Below are 22330 nucleotides of genomic sequence, written 5' to 3'. Positions count from 1 at the left end.
TCCAGTTCTGCATTTCGGAGAATTTTATCAGGATTCTTTTCTTCTCCATGATCTGAGCGTGTTAAGTTAACATTATCAACAATATAATGGGTTTCTTCAAGCTCAGGAATGTCTTCAAGCGCTTTTCTGAATTTTTCAAGTATTTTTTCAGCTTCTTTTTCGATTTTCATAATTAATTCTCCCTATAACTAATATATTACCTGTTAATTAATTTTTGATTAAAATAATTGGAAATGTTTTTATATTCTTCTCCCTTTAAGACCTTTCTTAGCATCTTATCTATGCCAGAACCATATTGGGCTGCCTTTTTTGGTCTCTTTACAATTTCTCCCGGTACTCCAAGTTCTGCACCAATTTCTCTTAAGATGCATTTTCTTAAATTATCGTTTTTTTCACTTATTTTATATTTCATAGGTATATTCATAGCTTTATTTATAATATCAAGATCAAGGTAAGGAACTCTGAGTTCGATACTATTGGCCATTGTAACCGCGTCATCACGTTGCATGTTTACATGATAAAGATTTAAAATGTCATTTTTTAAATCTTCCTGGACAAGCTCCCCTTTTTCCTGATAAAATCTTAAATAGCGGTGATATCCAGCAAAAAGCTCATCTGCACCCTGTCCTGAAAGAACAACTTTTAATCCATCTTTATGTGCCATTTCTGCAGCAATATATGCGGACATTCCTACACCTAACTTCATTATATTAAATTCTTCTATTGCATCTAAAACTAATGTCAAATACTTTTTTACATCGTTTATATCTATTTCTTTAGTTTTAAGAGGAATGTTCATTGTTTTTGCAGTTTCCTTTGAGACTTTAAGATCAACTGAATTTTTATGGCCAACACTATATAGTGTGGTTTTGATTCCCAGATATTCTGTTATTCTGGCAAGTATAGTGCTGTCTATCCCTCCTGAAAATAATATTCCAACTTTGGAGAGTCCTGCAGTTCTTTTTGCAACTGAGTTAATTAAGGATTCTTTCAACTGTTTTTTAAGAGCATCTTTTGGTAAATCTGATTTTTTTGAGTTTAAAGAAATGATTTTATTTAGTTTATCATCTATTTTCATTATTTTTTCGTTATATATAATCGAACCAGGGGGAAGTGTCTTTATATTATTAATATTAATGTTCCAGAGTGCTTTTTGCTCTGAGGCAAATGCAAAAATTTCTTTATTGTTCCCAAAATAAAGGGGTTTTACTCCTAAAGGATCTCTTATTGCAGCAAAATTTTCTCCATCATAGACTGCAAAAGCATAATCTCCGTCAAGATATTCAATAGTTTTTATCACAGCATCATAGAGGGAACCATTATGAAATCGCTGCACAAGACTTAAAATGATTTCACAATCTGAATCTGTATTAAGTGAAAACTGAAATTTGTTTTTAAGCTCTTTAAAGTTATATATTTCCCCATTACAAACTAAAATCAGGTTTTCCTTTACCAATGGCTGCAAACCTCGACTTCCTACAATTGAAAGTAAATTATGGCCCATTCCAAAGGATCCTTCCAGATTTGTAATATTCTCTAAATTATTATAAATTACTTTATTATCTATAGAAATTCCAGATCCATCAGGACCTCTGTGTTTTATGGAAATAAGCATTTTATAAAGCTTTTTTGATATATTTTTTCCAGATATTCCTACAATTCCGCACATAATTTAGTACCCATATAAGATTATAAAATATTAAAATTAATAAGACATCAGTATAATTTATTACTTTTATTAAATTATTCACCCTATTTATACAGTTTTATGTTGTTTGAAATTACTTATTCTTAACTTTTTTATTATAATATATTTATTTAAACATTTTTTATTTACTCTAAATTCTAAATTTCATTAATTATACCAATTCAAAGACTTTTTTAATTATCCAATACTTTTTAATCCATTTACTATTTTTAATAAAGATAAAAAGCTAAAGAAATACTCTATTTTTTTATTATTTATTATTATTGATTCTATCTTATTTATTTATAATTTAAATATTATTACTTAATTAATAATAGTTAATATTAAATATTGTTATTACCATAATACTATTATTGCATACAAAACATTAAGGAGGTGAAAAAATGCGAAAGAGTGTGCAAAGAAGTTTGGCAATACTCATAATGACGGTTTTAGTTGCAGTTACAATTAGTGGATTCGTATCAGCTGCAGAATCCACATGTGAAAATTCAATTGATAGCGCGTCAAATTTGCAAAATATTGAAATAACGAGGGAATCGAATCTTAATAATGATCCAGATGATAATGGCAGAGATATAAGGAAAAAAGATCATAGGGATCGTGACAACTACGACAGGGATAATAGCGACCCTAACAACAATAATAGGGATCGAGATGATCGTGACAGAGATAACAATGAATGTGATGATAATCACAGGGATCGAGATGGTCGCGATAGAGACAATAATGATAGATGTCATGACCAAGATCGCTGCGATGACAGACGAGATCGCGATGATAGAACTGGTAAAATAGGCGACCTCGTTTGGGAGGATTTAAACGCAAATGGTATCCAAGATCCAAATGAACCTGGATTACCTGGAGTTACTGTGAATTTATGGACTGGAAATCAATACAGACCAATAACTAAAATTGCTACAACAGTAACAAATGCTACTGGTAATTACATATTCAAAAACCTAAAAAGTGGTATCTACTGGTTAGAGTTTATAGCTCCTAATTCTGTTGTAAAATGGATATTTAGCCCTCTAAATCAGGGTACAAATGATTCTACAGATAGTGACGCAAATGCTGCTGGTATTGCTGGACCTGTATGTTTAAAACGTTGCGAATCCGATCTTTCATGGGATGCTGGTCTTTACAGACTTGCAGCACTTGGAGATAAGGTTTGGCTTGACGTAAACAAAAATGGTCTTCAGGATCCTACCGAACCTGGTGTTGCTGGAGTAACCGTAAACTTATGGACAGGTAATGCAACAGGCCCATTAGTAAAAACTGCATATTCAACAATTACTGATGCAAATGGCAATTACATATTCACAAATCTGGTGCCTGGTATTTACTGGTTAGAGTTTATTTTACCTAGTAACATAGGATTCTTTACACTTCAGAATCAAGGATCTAATGATGCTATAGACAGCGATGTTAATGCTAGCGGAATCGCTGGACCTATAGAGTTAATCTCAGGAGAAGTCGACTTAACCTGGGATGCAGGAATTGATCCTGGAGCTGCTGCTGGTGGAGATGAAGAACCTACAAATGGAGCTGCAGGAGACGAAGAAATCATCTCTGAAGAAGTTGCAGCTGCTGGTGAAGAAGTAGTAGCAATGCAAAAAACCGGTATTCCTGTTGCACTATTTGCAATGGCCGTTTTAATGGTTCTTACAGGATTGATACTACCTAAAAGGTAATATTAAATAATAAATTACCTTTATTTTTTTTATTTTTAATTTTTTTTATTTAAAGATAATTAATACGTGAATAAATTTTTAATACTGAACTAATAATAGTTAATATTAAATATTATTATTACCATAATACTATTATTGCATACTATTCTATAAAGGAGGTGAAAAAATGCAAAAAAAGAACATGCAAAAGAATTTAGCGATGCTGGTAATAACAATTATATTTGCAGTTACAATTAGTGGATTTGCATCAGCCACAGAACATGCATGTGATTCAGATAAGTGTATTTGTGATCATGCAGTTAATGAATGCACATGTAAAGAGTCTTGTTGTGATAAAGAGTGTTATTGTCATGACCAAAAAATAGATGAAATTTGCGAAAAACCAGAAAAATGCAATTCTACCATTGGTGATCGGGTTTGGAACGACAGTAATAATAATGGGATTCAGGACCCTGATGAAAAAGGAATAGCTAATGTAACAGTTAATATATGGAAAGGTGATGAAAAAGGACCAATAGAACAAATTGCAACTACAAAAACAGATGAAAACGGGAATTATTTCTTCAGTAATTTGGTTGCAGGCATTTACTGGTTAGAATTCAAAGCTCCTGAAGGTGTTGATGGAACATGGATATTCAGCCCCCAGAATCAAGGAACTGACGATTCTAAAGACAGTGATGCTAATGCTACAGGTATAGCAGGACCTATATGCATAAAATGCTGTGTTTGTGACCCATCATGGGATGCAGGACTTGTATTTGTTGCAGCTGCAGGGGGAGGAGAAGAACCCGCCGCCGCTGGAGGCGAAGAAATAATTGAGACACCTGTTGCTGCAGCAGGTGAAGAATTAATAGAAATGCAGGAAACAGGTGTTCCAGTAGGGGTGTTTGCAGTGGCCATTTTAATGGTTCTTACCGGACTAGTGCTGCCAAAAATTAAAAAATAAAAATTTTTTTACTTCTTTTTTTGAAAGAACTGTTTTTATCAAAATAAAAAAAATATTTGATATAAATTAAAGTTATTTTCTTGCCCTTGCAACTTTTCTTGCAATTACAAGCTCACCAATTGCTATTAGACCTACAAAGAATTTTTCAAGACCACCTGTTGCCCAGAGTGCTTCTCCAAATGTAGATTCCATGATGTTCTTCTCATATTCTTTTGGTTTTATCCTTTTACCAGTTCTTCTCCTTGTAATTATTGCCGCTGCTTCCATAAGCTCGTCCCAGCTAACTCCTTTAAGTTCCTTTGCCATGGCTTCAAATATTTTATAGACTTTGATTTCATAGAGGTGAGATAACGTTTCAACTATATCAAATGTTCTTACAACTCCAACAACTGCATCATTATCATCTAAAACAGGTATACTAACTACTTTATGCTTTGAAGTTTCTAAAACAGCTAATCTTGCAGGATCATCCTGATGAACATGAACTATATCATCTTTGGAATGCATGATATCTGATACTTTCTTTTTACCTTCCCTAAACCCTCTAGTAACATCAAGAGATGTTATCCAACCTATAAGACACTTATCTTTGTCTACAACTGGCGTTGTGAACTTTTTCTTCTGTTCCATCATTAATGATACTTCTTCAATGTCTTGATCCGGAGATACAAATATATATTCCTTATCCATTATTTCTTTAACTTTCATTGGACAACCTCTCAAGTTTTAATGCGCTTACAGGACATTTACTTGAACATACATCACATAAGATACACTTGTCCTCTAAAAATACTATTTCGCCATCTTCAAGTTTAATAGCTTCTACGGGACAATTTTCTTCACAAATCTGACATGAAACACATGCTTCTCTATCAATTACAAGTTCTTTTGTCTTGATTACAGGACCCAATTCCCTTTCAAGTGTTACTGCTCCTTCTGGACATACACTGGCGCATGCACCACACCCTACACATGAGCCTGTGTCTATTATAGCTGTTTTATCTTCCTCTACTTTAATCGCGCCTGTAGGACAGAATTTAACGCACGTTGCACATGAATCACATTTTTCCTCATCTACCTCTATATTCCTCATTCTCAAGGTTCTATGAGGTATCTTTAAATCTCTGAGTCGGTATTTTACATCCTCCTCATTGACGTATGATGTACTTTCAGTAACATTAATACTTTTTACAGGACAAGTTTGAGCGCATATTTCACATTTTACACAATTTTCAAGTATCTTTGCAGGTTTAGTTGATTTTGCCCCAGCTATTGCATCTACAGGACACTCTTCAACACACAGATTACATCTTATACATTCTGGAGAAATAGTTATGAATTTACCTTCCAGCTCGCACTCTTCTATTTCTGGTTTAAATTCGTTCTCTAAATCCATAGATTTATGAATAACTTCATCTTTAAGTATCTTTTTGTCCTTTTTAAATGTTATATCCATAATTACACCTTGGGCATATGATGTTTATTATAATTTTAATCCTGATAAATCTGGTAGTCCCTTAGTTGATCCCAATTCCTGTATGCAGCATGACGCAACATAATTTCCTATTTCTCCTGATTCTTTGATCTTTTTGCCTTTAATTAATCCAAAGAGAAATCCAGCATTAAATGCATCGCCTGCACCTGTTGTATCTTTGCAATTAACATCATATGGTTTTATATAATGATATTCATCATGATCTTTAATGTATGAGCCCTTTTCTCCTATTTTAACCACTACTGTGTCAATATTATATTTTTCCAGTACTTTAGCTCTTTCCTCAAATGTTTTATATTTATTACCAGTTAAATATTTTAATTCTTCTTCATTAATAAGCATAATATCAGTTCTATTTAAAATATTTTTTAGAAAATCTGTCCCTCTTTCGGCATAAATTCTTCCAGGATCGAGACTGACTGTAATATCATCTCCAATTCTATCTAAAACCCATTCTTGAGCTTTTACTGAATTTCCAACAAATGAAGTAAGATGAAGAACTTTAGAACTTTCTATATATTCTAATTTAACTTCTGATATGTCAATCGAATCATTTACACCCGGATCGACATATAATGCTCTCTGTCCTTTTTTATCAACAAATCCAAGAACATTGCCACTTCTTCCCTTTTCCTCTATAATGATTCCATCTGTATTTACATTTTCTTTCTTTAAATTTTTAAGTAAAAGATTACCTTCTGGATCTCTGGATATTTTACCTATAAATCCAGTTTTCATTCCAAGTCTTGAAAGTCCAATAATCGTGTTCGCTGCTGATCCACCGCAAAATTGACTAAAATCTGTTATAAATGCCTCTTCATCTTCGTGGGTAATTTTATTTACATTATAAAGTTTATCAACATTTAATGCTCCAAATCCTATGACATCTAGTTTTTTCATTTAATGACCTTTTAACTTATAAATCATTTAAATAAATTTTATGATCTCCTAATTGTCCCCCATAGTTTCCTGCAGATATTTTTTCAACTCCATCAATATCTTCTACAGCTTTTATTCCTGCTTTCATTGCTTTTTTTACTGTGTCTAAATTCAGTCCATTTATCACTATTTCAGGAATATATTTAACACTTTCTGGAACCTTAGACTCTTCAGCAAGCGTTTTTTTAAGAGATGGACAATAAGGATGATTTGTGGTTGGGCCTATCCATGGATAATTGGTTTCAGGTTTTGAAGCTGCTGAACAAATATCGAATGGTGTTATCGCTCCTTCAACTCCACCTATAGCTTTTAATGCTTTTTTACCGGCTTCCATTACTGCCTCTTTGCTGCTGCACATGTACCAGAAATTTGCACCCATAATTCCTTTCATATATCCAACACTACTTTCTATTTTAAAGTCTGGTATTGCTATGGGAACAATAATCATTTCACGTCCGTAAAGCTTCTCTTTCCACTCATAACCATCTCCACAATGCCCTACGTTTCTCATCATATCCATTTTTCCAGCTGGGTCTGGAGAAGCATCGAATACAGTAGTGAATGGTTTTACAAGGATGTCCTGTCGTATTCTGAATGATAACTCTACTGTGAATTTTTCTATATCTTCTTTTTCATACCAGATTTGTAGGATGGCACCTTTTCTTTCATCTGGAGTTTTATTTTCATCGAGCCATCCTTCAATTCCGCCTTCAACCCGCCCTATTACCGTTCCTGGAGTGGATGTGGCATCATAAGCAGCCCTTTGAAGTACTTCCTCATCATCTGCTGTTACAATTATTCTACAACAAATCCCATCAAAGGCCTCACAGTAAGTGTCTTCTATTTCAATCATTTTATCATTACCTATTTATTCTAACCTAATGCACCTATTGCTTCTCCCCTGACAAGATTCCTGAAAGTTTTGCTCTGATTAACTATGCTTTCAAAATTATCACTGGTTATTATTACAATTTTAGGAAGATCTACTGTATTTATCATCTTTTTAAGGTCATTATTTATTGAAGAATGTTCAATGGCACCTTCTGGATTATCTATATATAATTTGATGAAATTAATAACCTCTTCCTTCCCTGATCTATTAAATAAATCAGCGATAATCGAAATCATCACTGTATTATCAGCCATGATTGCAATTTCAGCCTCTCTTAATGCAAATTCGTTTCCATTAAAGGAAATAGCAAGTCCATTGTTTTCTTTTGCAAATCTTAAAGGCTCAACATCAGTTATACTATCTCCAACATACATTATATCAGAATTTTTAAATCCATATTTACTGACAATATCTAGTACTGCTTCTTTTTTCCCTTTCCCCCCTACAGGATTTACATTTTTCATAATGTTATGGATGGGGAGTTTTAAAATATCATCCCAAAATATTCTGTCAATAACTTCAAAATCAGGATTTTTAATTATAGTTTTTCTGTATTTTCTTATCTTTGCATTATCTTCATTACTGATCTCGTATTCATCTATATCCAGATCTGTAGAATATGTATTTTCAAACGGAAAATCAATTAAATCACATAGGGCTTTAATATATTGACTGTAACTTGTGCTTACTATGAATGATGGCATTATCTCCTTTACATAACCCAATGTATCTTTAGCACCAGGAACAAGAAGCACATTTTCTTTTGAAAATTCAACTATATCTTTATTTGTAGCACCATATGCTTTTAAAAATGGAATGATTAATTTTAAAGTGCCACCAGCATTGTAACCTTCTCTTTTAACTTCATCGACCAGAATATCATCATATTTACTGATTATTGTGAAAAATTTCTCACCATCTTCAATGTAGTGGCCTGCAAGTTCAAAAGCATTATCATTAATTGATATTGGGCCTTCACAATCAGAAATAAAAACCTTTTTGCCCATTCTTCCCCTCCTCAAATTAAAATAAAAGGATTTAGTCTGTTTTCAATTTTACAGCATGAACCGGACAGGTTACTTCACATGCATCGCAAACCATGCATTTTTCAGTATCAACGATAATTTCGCCATCTTCAATGCTCATTGCATCTGAAGGACATTTATTCACACAAACACCACAAAGTTGACATGTTTCAGCATCAATTTCTATTTTTCCTGTCCGCGGTCCTTCCAGAGTCTTTCTTATATAAAATATTTTATCATCATGTGTATCAAAATATTCTTCCTTAAGTGATATTGACCCAAATGGACATGCTTCAACACATTTTCCACAGTAAACGCATTCTTCGCCAATATGGACTGGAGATGGCATTTCAAGCTCTATAGCCTCAGTTGGACATACATCCATACATGCAGTACATCCTATACAGCTTTCATCTATTACTGTTACATCTCTTTTTGGAGTTGTACTTTCAATTATGTATTTGATATCTTCAATTTCAAGGTCACCATCAACAACTCTTTCAATTTCATCTTTTAATCTACTAGTTATGTCAATTTCAAACTCATCTTCTGTATTTTCATAGCTGATATTACGTGAAATTCTATTTAAAATGCTATCAATTTTGCCTGCATCACTTGCAAGTCTTTTTGTCTCTTTTTCAAGAAGTTCAGAGACTATTTCCATGGTTTTTATTTTACCAAAATTCTGGTATGCTTTTTTTCTTGATGAGTATTTAATTGCTGCTGAAGGGCACACATCCATGCACTCTTCGCACCTTGCACAATATGAGGGGTCTATAAATGGTAATTTACTTACTGTCCCTATATTAATAGCCCCTTTTGATGGACATACCCTTGTACAGGTCATACAGCCTATGCAATCATTCTGATCAACAACAACTGCTTTTCCGCCCACTACAGATCTTGGTAAAATTTCACCATATTTTATTGCTTCTGTAGGGCATACACGAGAACAGTATCCACATCTAACACATTTTTCTTCATCTATTTCGCTGTGGGCTTCTTCTCTACCTGATGATACAAGCTGGATTGCTCCTGTTCGACATGCATCGACACATGCACCGCATCTTCTGCAGAGTTTTGGATTTATATTAGGTACATTCTCTCTTACTGGTTCTGCTAATGTTGTTTCCATTTTAATTGCATCATATGGACAAGCTTCTCTGCAAAGTACACATCCAAAACATTTATCATCAATTTCTATATATTTTTCTGGAGGTATTTCATGTACAGCTTCTACTGGACATGCTTGAAGACATGGTCTGTCTTCACATTGCTCACATTTAGATTTATCTATTTCATATGCCACTTCAACTTCTCTAAGTGGTTTGTAAGATTTTTTATCGGTAGTTGTAGGAATTTTATCATCCCCTAAACGGTAGTAGTGCTGGTTTTACAGTCACCATGATCTTATCTTCTTGTAATTCAGTTGATGTAAGTAAGAATCTTGCTACATAAGAGCCTGCCACGCCAAATGGACATGTCTGATAACATGTAGTGCATCTGAGGCATTTTTTGGCATCTCTCTGAACGCCTTTTTCTTCATCATAGGTAATTGCACCAGATGGACAATCATCAACGCATAATCTGCAGTTGTTACATTTTGAATCGTCCCATGTAATAATTCGAAGTTTCAATCTATCTGTTACCTTTTCAACTATATCTCTTATTTGTTCTTCTTCTGGAAGCATTCCTCGTGCTTCTTCCAGAATATCTGCAAAAGGCACTTCAAATTTCATAACTTGCTCTGGAGGAAGATCTTTTAATTCATCCTGTTTTGCTTCAATTAAATCCTCAAGTGTATGTATCACCAGATTAATTACGTCTTTTTGTCCTTCAACATTTGAAATATAAATTCCTTTGATAGCACCTTTAACAGGGCATGTTTTTGCACATTCTCCACAGGCGATGCACTTTGACTGGTCTATCATTACCTTATTATCTTCTTCAATTATGGCCTTCTCGACCTTGCAAGCTTTCATACATTTTTTACAACGAATACAGAGATAATCGTCGATTACAAACATTTTTTCTGCAGGCAATATTGTAAATTCTTCCCTGATTAAATGGCTTTCACCAGTTCTAAGAGTCTTAGGGTCTGTTGGACATACCTCTGCACAGAATCCACATCTTATGCATGCATCTGTGTTTATAACAGGGTATGTTATTCCTTCTCCTTCTTCCATATCCTTATCTTTTGTTCTTACAAGTCTTATGGCTGCTGGAGAAGGGCATGCTGCTGTGCATGCGCCACATGCAATGCATAGTTCTCTTATTACTTCCGGGAAATCTCTGAATCTATCTGGAGATTCTACTATCTCCCTATCCGTTGCAGAAGCTGCAAAATTTTCGATCCATCCTTTTCTTGCAAATTCGTATAAATACCATATTACTGAAGACATAACACCATCTTTTTAAGTGATTATTTTAAATTAATTGAATTTATATTATGTAATCCATTAACTTCATGAACTTTACCGGACTCTTCATCAACGATTGTAACTCTTTCAGTACATGCGATACAAGGATCAACGCTTGCATAGGTGGCAACAGCATCTGCAACTGTAGCAACATCCTTTAACATGTATCTTGCGCATGCATCGATGTTCATTATACTTGGAGTTCTTATGGAAATGTTTTTAATTAAGTTACCGTTTGTTTCAATCATGTAGGCAACTTCACCCCTTGGAGCTTCATTTCTGTTATCAGCATATCCTGCAGGAATATCTATTTTATTTCGCACCTTTCCTTCAGGAAGATTTTCTATGGCCTGTTTAATTATTTTGATGGATTCTGTAACCTCATCAAATCTGTTCATATTTCTGGCAAAATTATCCCCCTCATCACGCCAGATTACGTTGAAATCCAGATGATCCTTATATACTGGTTTATCTACTCTTAAATCTTCTTTTACGGATGATGCTCTTGCTATAGGTCCTACAGCCCGTGCTTTAATGGAATCTTCTTTGGACATGTGCCCTACATCCCTTGATCTTAAACCCAGTAATGGACCGTGCTCAAACATTTGAGGATATTTAGCGTATTGGGACTCTAAATTATCTAAAATATCCATTATACTCTTTAAATGAACTTCTTTAGCATCTAATCTAACCCCACCAACTACGTTCCATGCCATATGAACACGATTACCTGTTAGAAGTTCAATAGCATCCATAACTGGTTCCCTAAGGGATAGCATATACATGAAAAGAGTCTCATGTTCAATGGTATTGAAATATGTGGAATTAGCCAGTAAATGGCTTTGAATTCTATCCAGTTCATTTGCAATTACTCTTAAAAATTGTGCACGTAATGGGGGCTCTTCACCGGCTATTTTTTCAAATGTTTCTGTAAATGTCATGGTGTGGATATATGAACAGATTCCACAAACTCTTTCAGAAAGATAAACTGCTTTTTGCCAGGTTTTTCCTTCCATTACTCTTTCAATTCCTCTGTGGACATATCCATAATCTATTTCTGCACCTATTACTTTTTCTCCACGTGTTTGGAGTTTTAAGCGTAAAGGTTCTTTAAGAGCAGGGTGAATTGGTCCAATTGGGACTATCATGGTTTTTCCCTCCCTTTAGCAGCTATTGCATCTGGACCAACGGCTAAAAGAGCTGCTAGTATTTCTGTTGGCCTTGGTGGACATCCTGGAACTGATGCATCTACTGGAATAAATTCATGAAGAGGAGGGTATATTGAACTACCTTCCTGATTATAAACATTACCTGAAAGGGGACATGCTCCAATTGCAACCACTATTTTAGGGTTTGGAGCTTTCGAATAAATTCTCTGGAGATTCTCTTTCCATTGCTCTGCAACAGGACCTGTGACAAGAATTACATCGGCTTCTCTGGGATTGTTGTGGAAATATATACCATACTGCTCCAGATCATAACGAGGAGATAGAAGTGCCACTACCTCAATATCACAGCCATTACATCCTCCAGTATTTATTAAACAAGCATGAATAGAGCTCTTTCTTATTATGCCTTTAAGTGAATCTAACATTTCTTTACCTCATCAGAAATTCTATAAGTTCTTTCCTGCCATCATGTATGGCATCTTCATAAGATTTACCTTCAATAACTTCTTTTGCAATTTTATTTTTTATTTCATCAGCATCTTCTTTAGATATAATTCCCATTATATCTGAAAGCCAGCATATTTTTAAATCAGAATCTACTTTATCAAGGATACAAAGGTATTTAGACTGTTCAAAGCGAGCATGTAAATTTTCAAGGCCAGACATGTCCAATCTTCTCATTAAAATCTTTTCAAATTCTTCAGTAGTGATTCCCATTTCTTTTGAAAATGGTTTTATTATGTCTTCCTGCCATCTGTAACTATCCAGTATTCTTCCCTTCATTATTTCCATTAAAGATTCGCTTTTTTCCTCTAAATTATCGCCATTCATAAAAGAACCATCCCAATAACCCAGATAATACCTGAAACTACAAATCCGATTGCTAATTCATATCTGCCGTATCCTGGTCTCATTCCCAGTACAAGGGCTATGAAAAATAAACCTATTGTAATTGAAATATATTGTGGAATTAACATAATAAGTTGACTGTTTAAAAGCAAAATCCATCCAATAATAGAGATCACTAAAGCAACCATATCAATATTTTTACTTACAAAAGGTTCTTTATACTTTCTATAACTAAGTAAAAGTCCTAAAATCATTCCAATGACAAATGAAAGTATATATGCCAGATAATACGTTGGAAACATGATATCACCATTTAAACAGGTTTATAAAGTAATATAAATGATACTATGAACAATACAAGGGCTACGATGAAAGCCCAGTTTTCGAGAGATTCTGAGATATGGATGAACTTATCTCTATTCTGATAGAATATGAGAAGTGCAAGAAAAATCACGGCAATTGTTAAAGGAATTACAATAATCCACTGTTTTAATACAGCAAGTCCACTCATGATCACGGCCCCTGCTCCAACCAGGGCTATTAAGAAGAGTGTATCCTGTTCTTTCATCATTTTTTTATTCTCCTTTGAAGATCTATTCTTTTATACATTAAATTACGTTCAGCAGCAATACTGAACCAACAATTCCAATCATTGCAAAGATTATTTGCAGTATTACAGAGTGATTAGGATTTAAAAGTGGTGAAGTAGCACTTATAAATGCTATTCCCACAGTTATTGCTACCATTCCAGTTATATATAAAATCGGACTGATAGGTCCAAGGAATACTGTTAAAAAAATCCAGAGCAACATGTACCACATGATTGACTCTGATATCATAAGATATCCACGCAAAAGGCCGAAATGTTCAGTTTCATATCCAGAAACAATATCTTTTCCCTTTGTTATTGAAAATGGCGTGTATTGAGCTTTAGATATTATTAACACAAGGTACATAGCAGCTGCTAATGGAATACTGTAAAGTAAAGGCCCATTAACTGCCTGATAACTGATAATATCGCTGATTACCATGGTTCCAGTTTTAAGATAAATAATTACAAGCACTGCAAAGAGCGGCACCTCCGCGGCCGCTGAATAAACTGCCCTGACACAGCTCAATTTACCATAAGGGGAACCAGATGAGGATCCAGCATTGTGCTCAACAATTTTGTGAAGTGCATAAACACCAAATATAATTAAGAGTGATCCCTGAGTTACTGGCCCGACTATTACTGCACTTATCCATATAACCATAAGAATGCTGGCTATCCCTATATAAAAAGGCATAGCGGCCGTTTTTGGGAAAGATGACTCTTTAATATAAAATTTAAGTAAATGTAAAAGGTACTGGATTATTGGTGGCCCTGGTCTTGACTGTACCCTTGCAACAACTTTCCTGTATAATCCAAGAAGCACGCTCCCTACTAAAAATGCAATAAGAACGTTTAATAAGATATTTGCCATTAGATTCATCTGATCACCGGTTGTATTTCTTTATTAGTATCCGATGAAGGGTTCTCTCCTTCTATCTTCTTCCTCTTCTTTTTTGGCTCTTGCCATAATCACCAGTCCTAATGAAAGTATGCTCAGAGGTATACCTACAATTGAAATTCCGTATACAATCCAGTCTGCTGGATCAAATATTAGAGCATATATTATGCACCCTACAGAAATTATAAACACTAATGAACTGATTACAGCATTTCTATCCATTATTTCACCTCAAATTCTATGAATTTGGGTTCAGGAAAAAACAAAGTTTTTTCCTTCAACCTTAAATCTTTAAAATGGTTTGTTGATTATTAATAATATTTCAATTGCTCTAACAATTACAAGTAATGAACTTAAATGTATTATAACTAAGAATGGTGAACCGGGGGTTCTAAACATTTCAGCCTTTGTTGCATAAAACGGTGCAACACCAGTTTCACCTGCAATACCCAGCAGCAGTAATATTGATGCAAAACTAACCATTGGGGTAACAGCAGCATTTGCTAATTCAAATAGGCTTAAAGTTCCTGTTGTAGCCAGTACTGTGGCTGCACCACCAAATAAAGGTAGTGATGCTATCATTGCAATTATGCCGTACTGGAATGCTGAATCTAAAACATCCACCATTTTAACGGCCCCAACTAAACCTATATTAACTATTCCAATTAATGCTACAAATAATGTGAAATTGAAGAGATCTCCTGTTATCATTGCTCCTGCTGTTGCAAGACCGCATACAAGTGCAAGAAATCTTCTTATTTTAAATTCAGCCTTATCTACCTTTACTTCCCTATCTTTCAGAGTACCAAATCTGGCCTCTACTTGAGTTTCAGTATTACTTAAAGCTATGAGAAGTGTAAACAGAAGCGCTCCACCAAACAGGAATAGATTAAATGGGGTAAAGTAAAGTACAATATCTCCTAAAGGTATATAACCGAATAACTGTCCACTTAATGTTGCTATATCCATATTTATTTACTCCCTATTTGATAATCATGATTATTTTTCTCTTTTAAACTCTTCTCTACCCATAACACCTATGAGGCCTACTTTAGAGGCTACTTTTACCAGTATTCCGCATGATGACATGAATAAACCTAACAACCAGTATTGTGGAGTTACGAAGAATATAAGGAATCCTACAAGCCATAAAACCCACGCCATACCAGATGCCCCTGCAACTCCCTGCCATATATTTGAGGGAACTCCTCTGATTGTCTGAGAAAGCACATAAAATAGAATTCCAACTCCTGCAACTGCCCCTCCTGTAAAACCAGTCAGGAAAACGCCGTAAGCCACAAGTATTATGGCGAGAAATGCCGGTGCAGTGTGTAAAACTTCCATATCAAGTGATAATGGTAATGGAATTAAATCAACACTCTTCCCTGTTTTCCTCATCTCTCTGCTCATGAGGATCTCTGAAATCGCAAGTATCTCTGCGAGTTCAACCACAAGTCCTGGAAGTATAAGCGCTTCAGCTAAATCCGTTGCAACTGCTGCAACAAGGATTAACATTGCTAATCCCACGATATCTGTAAGTATTAAGGCGGTTAAATCACCTTTTTTAAAGGCTATACCCATAAGACCTATGAATCCAGTTAACAATCCTACAATTATTGCTGGTTTATAAAGAGAAACTACAACGGGAGAAACCACATTAGGAACTAAAACTTCAGCACCTACCATTATTCTTCCCTCCTCATTGTAAAGTTAAGCGCAACCCATGAGGCAATTACAAACGCCATCATTAGTATGCTTGATTCAAGAATTGTGTCAAAACCCCTGGTATAATAAAGAATTTCATCTATTAAACCACCAGGAGATGAATAAATTGATGTACCATAATAAAGCGTTGTATCTTTTACTGATATTGCTATTGGAGATAAATATCCTGTTATATTACCTATTGCTGCAGAATTTTCTGGGTACTGGGCCATAGTTATTCCTGGCTGTAATAGAAAATTACCGTTTAAACCCCAATCTGCTCTTACTTCTCCTCCCCTATCATAAGGGGCAAGTGAATCCTGGGCATTTATCTGAAGTTGGGGTTCTGGCCTTGGATAAAGTTGAACATCATTTAATGTGAAGGGTACAATAAAACCAGCTATTAGTATAACTCCAAGCACCAATGAAAAAAGTCTTGGTATATTATCAGGGTTTGCAAGGTCATTTAAGATTCTTCCAAAACTTCTCATACTTTAGCCCCCATCTCTTCAAGCCTTACAACAGCCCTTAAAAGTATCATAGTCATTATTACAGTTGCTGCAATGAATGTAAGAAGGGCTATAGTATGATTATATGTTAAAAATATCATTGAGACACCTACAGCAACAATTTCTGTATTTAATATTCTTACTATAGGATCTTTAACCCCAGGACCAATAACTGTACCAATACTTCCTAATATTGCAAGTGCACAGCCTGTATAAAACCAAATATAAATATCAAGCAATGTTCAATTCCTCCTGGGCATTGAGTTTTTTCTTTCTTACGTCATTAATTTTTATAATAGCGATTAAAAGGATTACTGTTGAAATTGGGTCGAACAATGCAGCTGCCATTGCAACATCTAGGTATTTTGCAGCTACTATCATTCCGATAAAACCTCCCTGAAGAAGCGTGAACATTATAACTTTGTCAATAGGCTTTGGGAGTAATATTATTCCTGCTGCTCCAATTAAGGCCACTGCAGCAGATATTGTTGATATATTTATGAACTCTAAGACCATTATTCCACCAGATTTTTACCTTATTACGATTTCCTCTTCTATTCTTCCAATTGAATATGCTATTGCATTTGAACTTACAGTGGAAGCTACAAAAAAAGTTATGGCAATTATAGCTCCAAAAGGTGTCTTTATATAAAGAGCAATAAGTGCAGATATACCAAAACTCATTGCATTTAAATAGAGCATTCTCTCACTTCTATCACGAGCAATTAATGTTCTGAGGGCCATAAGTACAATTATAATGCCTATAATTTCAATTAACATATTAATCTTCCTTTTAGATATATTAAGGCAGTTTCTGTTTTGTATTTTTAATCATTTAAAGTTTAATGTTTATGTAAGATCCGTGTATCTTCCCATTCTTTTCGCGATTTTTCCAAGTAATATTGATGCTCTGGGGTGATCAAGTCCCTGTATAGTTACTATAGCAAATACCATTCCCACAATAAATTGTTCAGGTGAAATGCCTATAAATGAAGCTAAAGCAATTATAAGAGTTATTGTCAGTGCGCCGGTGGTTCCTGCATAACCAGGATCTGCACACAGCCTGTTACCAATAAATACAAGCATTGCTGCTATGAAACCTCCATCAGGAATACCTATTGTATAACAGGCCACTGAACCGAGTAATGTTCCTGCAGATGCATCTGGAGAACACACAATGTTTCCCTGGAAGAATCCGCCAGATAAATCTCCACCTCTTTTTTTTACATCTCTTCCAATAACATCTGCACCCTTAACACCAGGTTTTTCAGGGAGACCCATCCATGTATCGATAAGCACGAAGTTGATCCAGCATAGAACAGCTGCAATTATGATTCCTATTATTTCATTCATTGACTTTCATCCCCGATTAGCTCTGTATGTCTTGGAAGAATTGTTTCAAGTAGATATTTAGAAATTAATGCTGATATCACTCCAATAATTATTCCAGTTATCATTCCTTCATATCCGAGTTTAAAAACTATTGCTGATAATCCCAGTGCGATTACAGCAGTTGGAAAAATTATGCTGATGGTCCATGAATCTCTCATTGGTTTTTCTGGAAGCAATGGAAGTCTCAGTATCAGCCCAACAATAACTGCAGAAATAACTGCAAGAAGATAACTTATCATTGTTATAACTTCAACATGAATAATCATGATAAAAGGAATGTTCAACTGCATATATAAATGTTTTTACTTTAACCTAATTCCCAAGCATGATAAATAGAAAAAGGTATTTGATTATTTGAACATAAAATATTAAAGTATTTATCAAAATAAATACAAAGTATAATAATCTAAGGATAGAATGAACTAAAATAAAATATTTTTAATATCCAATACAATTTATTAAATCTTACCCTTAAAATAAAGGAAGGATGTATATGAGTAACTTAAAAGGATTTGATAGAACTCTAACAATTATTTTATCAATAATATTGATTGCTGCAATCGTTGCTACGATTTATATAATCGTTTTCCCTCAGCCAAGCGAGAAATTCACTGAATTTTATATTTTAGGGCCTGATGGAAAAGCAGGTAATTATCCTGATAACTTAACCGCCGGGCAAAATGGAAACCTGATTATTGGAATTGTAAATCATGAATCAGCCGATGCTACTTACATACTTATAGTTAGATTTAATCAGGCGAAAATAAGAAATGATACAATTTCGTTAAAGAATAACGAAAAAAAGGAAATTCCATTTACTTTTACGGCATCAAACCCCGGTCAAAACCAGCGAATGGAATTTTTACTGTATAAATTGCCCAACAGTACAGATGTGTACCGTTCGCTTCATTTGTCGGTGGACGTTAATTAATTTTTGATTTTTTAGCCGTTCCCTTACTTCTTTATTATTTTATCTTAAAATATATAATTTAAGCTTTTTAAACGCTTTGAACTCCCTAAAATTGTCATTAAGTATATATACCAACAATAATAAAGAACACTCGAACAATTCTAGCTAATCAATAGAGCTGGGTAAATTTATAGAAATAAAAAATTCTATACACCTGCAATAGTTAAAATAATATTTCATTATCTATCATTTTTATTTACATACTTGATTCAATTAAAATAAAGTTTAAATTCAGCTCAATATGTAAAATAAATAATAATTACATGAATATAGTAAAAATATTCTTAAATAACCATTTAAAGTTATAAAAAACTTAAATTACATAAACTACAAATAATACCAATTAGTAGTTAATTTAATTAAATTTTATCTCAAAGCTTAAAGAGGGAGCAAATGAAAAACAAAAAAGTACTGGTTACAGGCGGCCTCGGATTTATCGGCTCGCACATCGTTGAAAGGCTAAATAAAGATAATGAAGTCCTTATTGTGGATGACCAATCCTCAGGAAAGATAGAAAACATAAAACATCTTGATTTTACAAAGATAGACACAACACTGGGCGGTATAACTACAATTAATCTGGAGGAAATTTTTGAAGGCTGTGATTATGTATTTCATCAGGCAGCAAAGACTAGTGTCCCGGAAAGTATTGATGATCCTTTAAGCTCAAATGAAGTAAACATCACCGGAACATTGAAGGTTCTAGAAGCAGCGAAAAATGTAGATGTCAAAAAAGTGATTTTCGCATCATCATCAGCTGTTTATGGAGATACAGAATCACTCCCACTCAACGAAGATATCCCTGTTCATCCTCTCTCCCCATATGCTGCCACAAAAGCTGCCGGAGAACTCTATTGTAACGTTTATTCTGAAATATATGGACTACCAACTGTTTCTCTTAGATATTTCAACGTATTTGGGCCAAGACAAGACCCCAATTCCCAGTATGCAGCTGTAATTCCAAATTTTATCAATAAACTGCTTAAAAATGAAAGTCCAGTTATATACGGAGATGGAGAACAGAGCAGAGACTTTGTGTCAGTTAAAAGAGTTGTCGACGCCAATATACTTGCTGCAGAATCCAAAGAAACCGGATCATTCAACATAGGGCTTGGAAAAAGCACAACTATCAATCAGCTGTTTCAAATGATTAACGATGTTATTGGAAAAGATATTGAACCTGTATATGAAGATGAACGTCCCGGAGATATTAAACATTCAGTTGCAGACATTTCTAAAGCTCAATCTATTGGATTTAAGCCTGAAGTTGATTTTAAAGATGATTTAGAGGAAACAATCCAGTGGTTTATGAACAAAAAATAAATATTTAAAGTTAATAACACAGATAAACTTCTGATTTACACATTAATCAACAGTTATCAATAACATATACATATATTAAGTAACTCGTTTTAGAACTTATATTCACGGTGATCATTTGGACTTTAAAAAACACTATAACCTTAATCAGGGTAAATTCATCAGGGATCCACTTTTTATACTGGTTTTGATCACATCTCTGTTAACCATTTATCTTTTAAGTGTTCAGATGAGAATTGGAGTTCCGTATTTTGACGTTTTTAACTATTTAAATAACGGACTCTATTTTGCAAGTATGGGAAATGGAAATTTTCTTTATCTTCCCCCTTTTATACCGCTTTTAAACTCGCTTTTTTTTAGAATGGGTTATTTATCTGTTAATATTATTTTTATAATTAGCAGCATACTGTTTATTATTGGAGTCATAGGTTTATATTTGCTTTTAAACCAACGCTTTAACAAGATTCAAAGTTTTACAGGCAGCATAATATTCATATCATTTCCTGTAGTGATTTCATGGGCTACAAGCGGAGGCATAGATATTCCAGGAGTTACTTTCTCTATATGGGCACTTTATTTTGCCATTTTAGGTGTGAAGAAGGATTCAAGATTCTTATATCTTATCCTACCCCTTACAATGTTATCTTTTATTACACGGTACACATCAGGTCTGATAATTCTCCCAATATTCCTTTATATTGTTATTAATATGGAAAGCATTAAAAACATTAAAAAAGTCTTTTCAGGCATTATAATCGAATTTATATTGTTAATAGGGGCTTTTTTATTTTTATACGCTAGTTTAGGCATTACAAAAAACTTTTACAGCCTCCTAATATACGTTATCACATCCACAACTGTTGGAGTGGGAGACGTAGCTTATAATCCTAACTCTTTATTCTACATCCAAAATATCCTGAATTATATTTCAATATCACCATTTCAGGGTACTTATGTTCAAATATTAAATCCATCTAACGCTGTACCATCAATATTAGCATATATATTGGCTTTAATTGTTTTTGTTGGCATTGGACTTAATGTTTACAGAATTATAAGCTCTAAATTAATAAGTATGAGAAAAATAAGTCAGTTTAGTGCATTAAAAATAACTCTACTTCTTGTTCTGATTCCAAGTTTTATAATTACATTCAATACTGTATCCTTTATTGTTAGTGAAATAATCTTTTTCTTGGTATGTTTCATTTCATATAATCTCTTAAAATCTTCCGGATACAGAACTTTAGATATAGATATTACATTCTTTTCATGGTTTGGAGTTTATTTAATATTTCATAGTGTTCTTGCAATTAAAGTAGACCGATACTTCATTACCATGGCTCCAGCATTTACTTATTTCATAGTTTTAGGTTTAAATGAATTTATGAGCAAAATAAAACCTAAAATCAAAAATGAAAGCTTAAAATCATGGAGTATTTATGTTGTGGTTGCATTAATATTCTTATCAACCTCTACGGCCACTTATATTGGCCATACTCCTAAAAAGTGTTTTACATTAGATATAGAGGATGCAAGCAACTGGCTTAAAGAACATGACCCTAATTATAAAGATAAAATAATTTATTCAGATTATGGGCCTGCAGCCAGCTGGTATCTTAAAAGAGAGATCAATGGAGGATTCCCTATATCAATGACCACTGATGAATTATTCTCAAAGATGCTCCAGAAAAATAAGGTGGATTATTATATAGATTCCTTAAGCAAGCCAAAACCAGAACTTGCTGGTTACCATATAATTAAAATTACTGGTCAGGTTGCCATTTATGAGAAAAATATTCGGTGATTTAGTT

The 22330-nt window shown here is 34.0% G+C and carries 29 protein-coding genes; 5 read left to right on the top strand and 24 right to left on the bottom strand.

Annotated elements, in window-relative coordinates; translation table 11 throughout:
* Positions 1 to 170, bottom strand: a 170-nt coding sequence (locus tag QMD61_05005; GenBank protein MDI6723984.1) for an Asp-tRNA(Asn) amidotransferase GatCAB subunit C, incomplete at its 3' end; no start/stop codon positions are given.
* A gap of 26 nt (positions 171 to 196) precedes the next feature.
* Positions 197 to 1669 carry an asparagine synthetase B gene (locus tag QMD61_05000; protein ID MDI6723983.1) on the bottom strand — a complete coding sequence of 491 codons (1473 nt, stop codon included), beginning with the start codon at positions 1667 to 1669 and terminating at the stop codon, positions 197 to 199.
* Between the two features lie 422 nt (positions 1670 to 2091).
* Between QMD61_05000 and QMD61_04995 the strand changes: the two genes are divergently transcribed.
* Together QMD61_04995 and QMD61_04990 are read left to right on the top strand one after the other, a co-directional pair.
* On the top strand, positions 2092 to 3399 hold the full coding sequence (locus tag QMD61_04995; protein MDI6723982.1) for an SdrD B-like domain-containing protein: 1308 nt from the start codon (positions 2092 to 2094) through the stop codon (positions 3397 to 3399).
* 166 nt (positions 3400 to 3565) lie between these two features.
* Positions 3566 to 4345: an SdrD B-like domain-containing protein gene (locus QMD61_04990; protein ID MDI6723981.1), complete on the top strand. Its 780-nt coding sequence runs from the start codon at positions 3566 to 3568 to the stop codon at positions 4343 to 4345.
* 72 nt (positions 4346 to 4417) lie between these two features.
* Here QMD61_04990 and QMD61_04985 read toward each other — a convergent pair whose 3' ends face one another.
* From QMD61_04985 to QMD61_04880, 22 genes are all read right to left on the bottom strand, one after another.
* Positions 4418 to 5053, bottom strand: coding sequence for a CBS domain-containing protein (locus QMD61_04985; GenBank protein ID MDI6723980.1), 636 nt, complete (start codon positions 5051 to 5053; stop codon positions 4418 to 4420).
* Positions 5043 to 5801 (bottom strand): 4Fe-4S binding protein, encoded by a 759-nt coding sequence (locus tag QMD61_04980; protein ID MDI6723979.1) that lies wholly within the window; start codon positions 5799 to 5801, stop codon positions 5043 to 5045. Before QMD61_04980 ends, QMD61_04985 begins: the two co-directional genes overlap by 11 nt.
* 27 nt (positions 5802 to 5828) lie before the next feature.
* On the bottom strand, positions 5829 to 6740 hold the full coding sequence (locus QMD61_04975; protein MDI6723978.1) for a carbohydrate kinase family protein: 912 nt from the start codon (positions 6738 to 6740) through the stop codon (positions 5829 to 5831).
* Between the two features lie 16 nt (positions 6741 to 6756).
* Positions 6757 to 7632 (bottom strand): formylmethanofuran--tetrahydromethanopterin N-formyltransferase, encoded by an 876-nt coding sequence (locus tag QMD61_04970; protein MDI6723977.1) that lies wholly within the window; start codon positions 7630 to 7632, stop codon positions 6757 to 6759.
* A 20-nt stretch (positions 7633 to 7652) separates the two neighbouring features.
* The gene (locus QMD61_04965; GenBank protein MDI6723976.1) at positions 7653 to 8678 is read right to left on the bottom strand and encodes a hypothetical protein; all 1026 of its coding nucleotides are present in this window, start codon (positions 8676 to 8678) and stop codon (positions 7653 to 7655) included.
* Positions 8679 to 8709: 31 nt separating this feature from the next.
* Positions 8710 to 10005: a 4Fe-4S binding protein gene (locus tag QMD61_04960; protein MDI6723975.1), complete on the bottom strand. Its 1296-nt coding sequence runs from the start codon at positions 10003 to 10005 to the stop codon at positions 8710 to 8712.
* A 55-nt stretch (positions 10006 to 10060) separates the two neighbouring features.
* Positions 10061 to 11098, bottom strand: coding sequence for a 4Fe-4S binding protein (locus tag QMD61_04955; GenBank protein ID MDI6723974.1), 1038 nt, complete (start codon positions 11096 to 11098; stop codon positions 10061 to 10063).
* 20 nt (positions 11099 to 11118) lie between these two features.
* Complete coding sequence (locus tag QMD61_04950; protein MDI6723973.1) at positions 11119 to 12264, bottom strand: nickel-dependent hydrogenase large subunit; 1146 nt, start codon at positions 12262 to 12264, stop codon at positions 11119 to 11121.
* Entirely contained in the window at positions 12261 to 12710 is a 450-nt protein-coding gene (locus QMD61_04945) for an NADH-quinone oxidoreductase subunit B family protein (GenBank protein ID MDI6723972.1), read from the bottom strand. Before QMD61_04945 ends, QMD61_04950 begins: the two co-directional genes overlap by 4 nt.
* Before the next feature lie 4 nt (positions 12711 to 12714).
* Complete coding sequence (locus QMD61_04940; protein MDI6723971.1) at positions 12715 to 13116, bottom strand: DUF1959 family protein; 402 nt, start codon at positions 13114 to 13116, stop codon at positions 12715 to 12717.
* Complete coding sequence (locus QMD61_04935) at positions 13113 to 13436, bottom strand: DUF2104 family protein (protein ID MDI6723970.1); 324 nt, start codon at positions 13434 to 13436, stop codon at positions 13113 to 13115. The genes QMD61_04940 and QMD61_04935 overlap by 4 nt, the downstream gene beginning before the upstream one ends.
* A gap of 11 nt (positions 13437 to 13447) precedes the next feature.
* Positions 13448 to 13705: a hydrogenase gene (locus tag QMD61_04930; protein ID MDI6723969.1), complete on the bottom strand. Its 258-nt coding sequence runs from the start codon at positions 13703 to 13705 to the stop codon at positions 13448 to 13450.
* 37 nt (positions 13706 to 13742) lie between these two features.
* The gene (locus QMD61_04925) at positions 13743 to 14606 is read right to left on the bottom strand and encodes an NADH-quinone oxidoreductase subunit H (GenBank protein ID MDI6723968.1); all 864 of its coding nucleotides are present in this window, start codon (positions 14604 to 14606) and stop codon (positions 13743 to 13745) included.
* Between the two features lie 24 nt (positions 14607 to 14630).
* Positions 14631 to 14846 carry a DUF788 domain-containing protein gene (locus tag QMD61_04920; protein MDI6723967.1) on the bottom strand — a complete coding sequence of 72 codons (216 nt, stop codon included), beginning with the start codon at positions 14844 to 14846 and terminating at the stop codon, positions 14631 to 14633.
* A gap of 69 nt (positions 14847 to 14915) precedes the next feature.
* Positions 14916 to 15593: a proton-conducting transporter membrane subunit gene (locus tag QMD61_04915; GenBank protein MDI6723966.1), complete on the bottom strand. Its 678-nt coding sequence runs from the start codon at positions 15591 to 15593 to the stop codon at positions 14916 to 14918.
* Between the two features lie 30 nt (positions 15594 to 15623).
* Entirely contained in the window at positions 15624 to 16310 is a 687-nt protein-coding gene (locus QMD61_04910; protein ID MDI6723965.1) for an EhaG family protein, read from the bottom strand.
* Complete coding sequence (locus QMD61_04905) at positions 16310 to 16819, bottom strand: EhaF family protein (GenBank protein ID MDI6723964.1); 510 nt, start codon at positions 16817 to 16819, stop codon at positions 16310 to 16312. The genes QMD61_04910 and QMD61_04905 overlap by 1 nt, the downstream gene beginning before the upstream one ends.
* Positions 16816 to 17076, bottom strand: coding sequence for an EhaE family protein (locus QMD61_04900; protein ID MDI6723963.1), 261 nt, complete (start codon positions 17074 to 17076; stop codon positions 16816 to 16818). The genes QMD61_04905 and QMD61_04900 overlap by 4 nt, the downstream gene beginning before the upstream one ends.
* Complete coding sequence (locus QMD61_04895) at positions 17069 to 17353, bottom strand: DUF2108 domain-containing protein (GenBank protein ID MDI6723962.1); 285 nt, start codon at positions 17351 to 17353, stop codon at positions 17069 to 17071. Before QMD61_04895 ends, QMD61_04900 begins: the two co-directional genes overlap by 8 nt.
* A 15-nt stretch (positions 17354 to 17368) precedes the next feature.
* Positions 17369 to 17617, bottom strand: a complete 249-nt coding sequence (locus QMD61_04890; protein MDI6723961.1) for a DUF2109 domain-containing protein — start codon at positions 17615 to 17617, stop codon at positions 17369 to 17371.
* Positions 17618 to 17686: 69 nt separating this feature from the next.
* Complete coding sequence (locus tag QMD61_04885) at positions 17687 to 18190, bottom strand: hypothetical protein (GenBank protein ID MDI6723960.1); 504 nt, start codon at positions 18188 to 18190, stop codon at positions 17687 to 17689.
* Positions 18187 to 18495 carry an energy-converting hydrogenase A subunit A EhaA gene (locus tag QMD61_04880; GenBank protein MDI6723959.1) on the bottom strand — a complete coding sequence of 103 codons (309 nt, stop codon included), beginning with the start codon at positions 18493 to 18495 and terminating at the stop codon, positions 18187 to 18189. Before QMD61_04880 ends, QMD61_04885 begins: the two co-directional genes overlap by 4 nt.
* A 227-nt stretch (positions 18496 to 18722) precedes the next feature.
* Here QMD61_04880 and QMD61_04875 point away from each other — a divergent pair, with 227 nt between their 5' ends.
* From QMD61_04875 to QMD61_04865, 3 genes are all read left to right on the top strand, one after another.
* Entirely contained in the window at positions 18723 to 19160 is a 438-nt protein-coding gene (locus tag QMD61_04875; protein MDI6723958.1) for a DUF1616 domain-containing protein, read from the top strand.
* 432 nt (positions 19161 to 19592) lie between these two features.
* The gene (locus QMD61_04870; protein MDI6723957.1) at positions 19593 to 20522 is read left to right on the top strand and encodes an SDR family oxidoreductase; all 930 of its coding nucleotides are present in this window, start codon (positions 19593 to 19595) and stop codon (positions 20520 to 20522) included.
* Between the two features lie 115 nt (positions 20523 to 20637).
* Positions 20638 to 22323, top strand: coding sequence for a glycosyltransferase family 39 protein (locus tag QMD61_04865; protein ID MDI6723956.1), 1686 nt, complete (start codon positions 20638 to 20640; stop codon positions 22321 to 22323).
* Positions 22324 to 22330: the final 7 nt, after the last annotated feature.

The sequence above is a fragment of the Methanobacterium sp. genome, from assembly GCA_030017655.1.
In the GTDB taxonomy this organism is placed as follows: domain Archaea; phylum Methanobacteriota; class Methanobacteria; order Methanobacteriales; family Methanobacteriaceae; genus Methanobacterium_D.
Note: the sequence above shows the minus strand (reverse complement) of the source record. Positions and strands in the feature narration are given on the sequence as shown.

Coding starts and splice junctions, on each gene's coding strand:
- QMD61_05000 (MDI6723983.1), bottom strand. CDS start 1,669: ATGTGCGGAATTGTAGGAATATCTGGAAAAAATATATCAAAAAAGCTT.
- QMD61_04995 (MDI6723982.1), top strand. CDS start 2,092: ATGCGAAAGAGTGTGCAAAGAAGTTTGGCAATACTCATAATGACGGTT.
- QMD61_04990 (MDI6723981.1), top strand. CDS start 3,566: ATGCAAAAAAAGAACATGCAAAAGAATTTAGCGATGCTGGTAATAACA.
- QMD61_04985 (MDI6723980.1), bottom strand. CDS start 5,053: ATGAAAGTTAAAGAAATAATGGATAAGGAATATATATTTGTATCTCCG.
- QMD61_04980 (MDI6723979.1), bottom strand. CDS start 5,801: ATGGATATAACATTTAAAAAGGACAAAAAGATACTTAAAGATGAAGTT.
- QMD61_04975 (MDI6723978.1), bottom strand. CDS start 6,740: ATGAAAAAACTAGATGTCATAGGATTTGGAGCATTAAATGTTGATAAA.
- QMD61_04970 (MDI6723977.1), bottom strand. CDS start 7,632: ATGATTGAAATAGAAGACACTTACTGTGAGGCCTTTGATGGGATTTGT.
- QMD61_04965 (MDI6723976.1), bottom strand. CDS start 8,678: ATGGGCAAAAAGGTTTTTATTTCTGATTGTGAAGGCCCAATATCAATT.
- QMD61_04955 (MDI6723974.1), bottom strand. CDS start 11,098: ATGTCTTCAGTAATATGGTATTTATACGAATTTGCAAGAAAAGGATGG.
- QMD61_04950 (MDI6723973.1), bottom strand. CDS start 12,264: ATGATAGTCCCAATTGGACCAATTCACCCTGCTCTTAAAGAACCTTTA.
- QMD61_04945 (MDI6723972.1), bottom strand. CDS start 12,710: ATGTTAGATTCACTTAAAGGCATAATAAGAAAGAGCTCTATTCATGCT.
- QMD61_04940 (MDI6723971.1), bottom strand. CDS start 13,116: ATGAATGGCGATAATTTAGAGGAAAAAAGCGAATCTTTAATGGAAATA.
- QMD61_04935 (MDI6723970.1), bottom strand. CDS start 13,436: ATGTTTCCAACGTATTATCTGGCATATATACTTTCATTTGTCATTGGA.
- QMD61_04930 (MDI6723969.1), bottom strand. CDS start 13,705: ATGATGAAAGAACAGGATACACTCTTCTTAATAGCCCTGGTTGGAGCA.
- QMD61_04925 (MDI6723968.1), bottom strand. CDS start 14,606: ATGAATCTAATGGCAAATATCTTATTAAACGTTCTTATTGCATTTTTA.
- QMD61_04920 (MDI6723967.1), bottom strand. CDS start 14,846: ATGGATAGAAATGCTGTAATCAGTTCATTAGTGTTTATAATTTCTGTA.
- QMD61_04915 (MDI6723966.1), bottom strand. CDS start 15,593: ATGGATATAGCAACATTAAGTGGACAGTTATTCGGTTATATACCTTTA.
- QMD61_04910 (MDI6723965.1), bottom strand. CDS start 16,310: ATGGTAGGTGCTGAAGTTTTAGTTCCTAATGTGGTTTCTCCCGTTGTA.
- QMD61_04905 (MDI6723964.1), bottom strand. CDS start 16,819: ATGAGAAGTTTTGGAAGAATCTTAAATGACCTTGCAAACCCTGATAAT.
- QMD61_04895 (MDI6723962.1), bottom strand. CDS start 17,353: ATGGTCTTAGAGTTCATAAATATATCAACAATATCTGCTGCAGTGGCC.
- QMD61_04890 (MDI6723961.1), bottom strand. CDS start 17,617: ATGTTAATTGAAATTATAGGCATTATAATTGTACTTATGGCCCTCAGA.
- QMD61_04885 (MDI6723960.1), bottom strand. CDS start 18,190: ATGAATGAAATAATAGGAATCATAATTGCAGCTGTTCTATGCTGGATC.
- QMD61_04880 (MDI6723959.1), bottom strand. CDS start 18,495: ATGATTATTCATGTTGAAGTTATAACAATGATAAGTTATCTTCTTGCA.
- QMD61_04875 (MDI6723958.1), top strand. CDS start 18,723: ATGAGTAACTTAAAAGGATTTGATAGAACTCTAACAATTATTTTATCA.
- QMD61_04870 (MDI6723957.1), top strand. CDS start 19,593: ATGAAAAACAAAAAAGTACTGGTTACAGGCGGCCTCGGATTTATCGGC.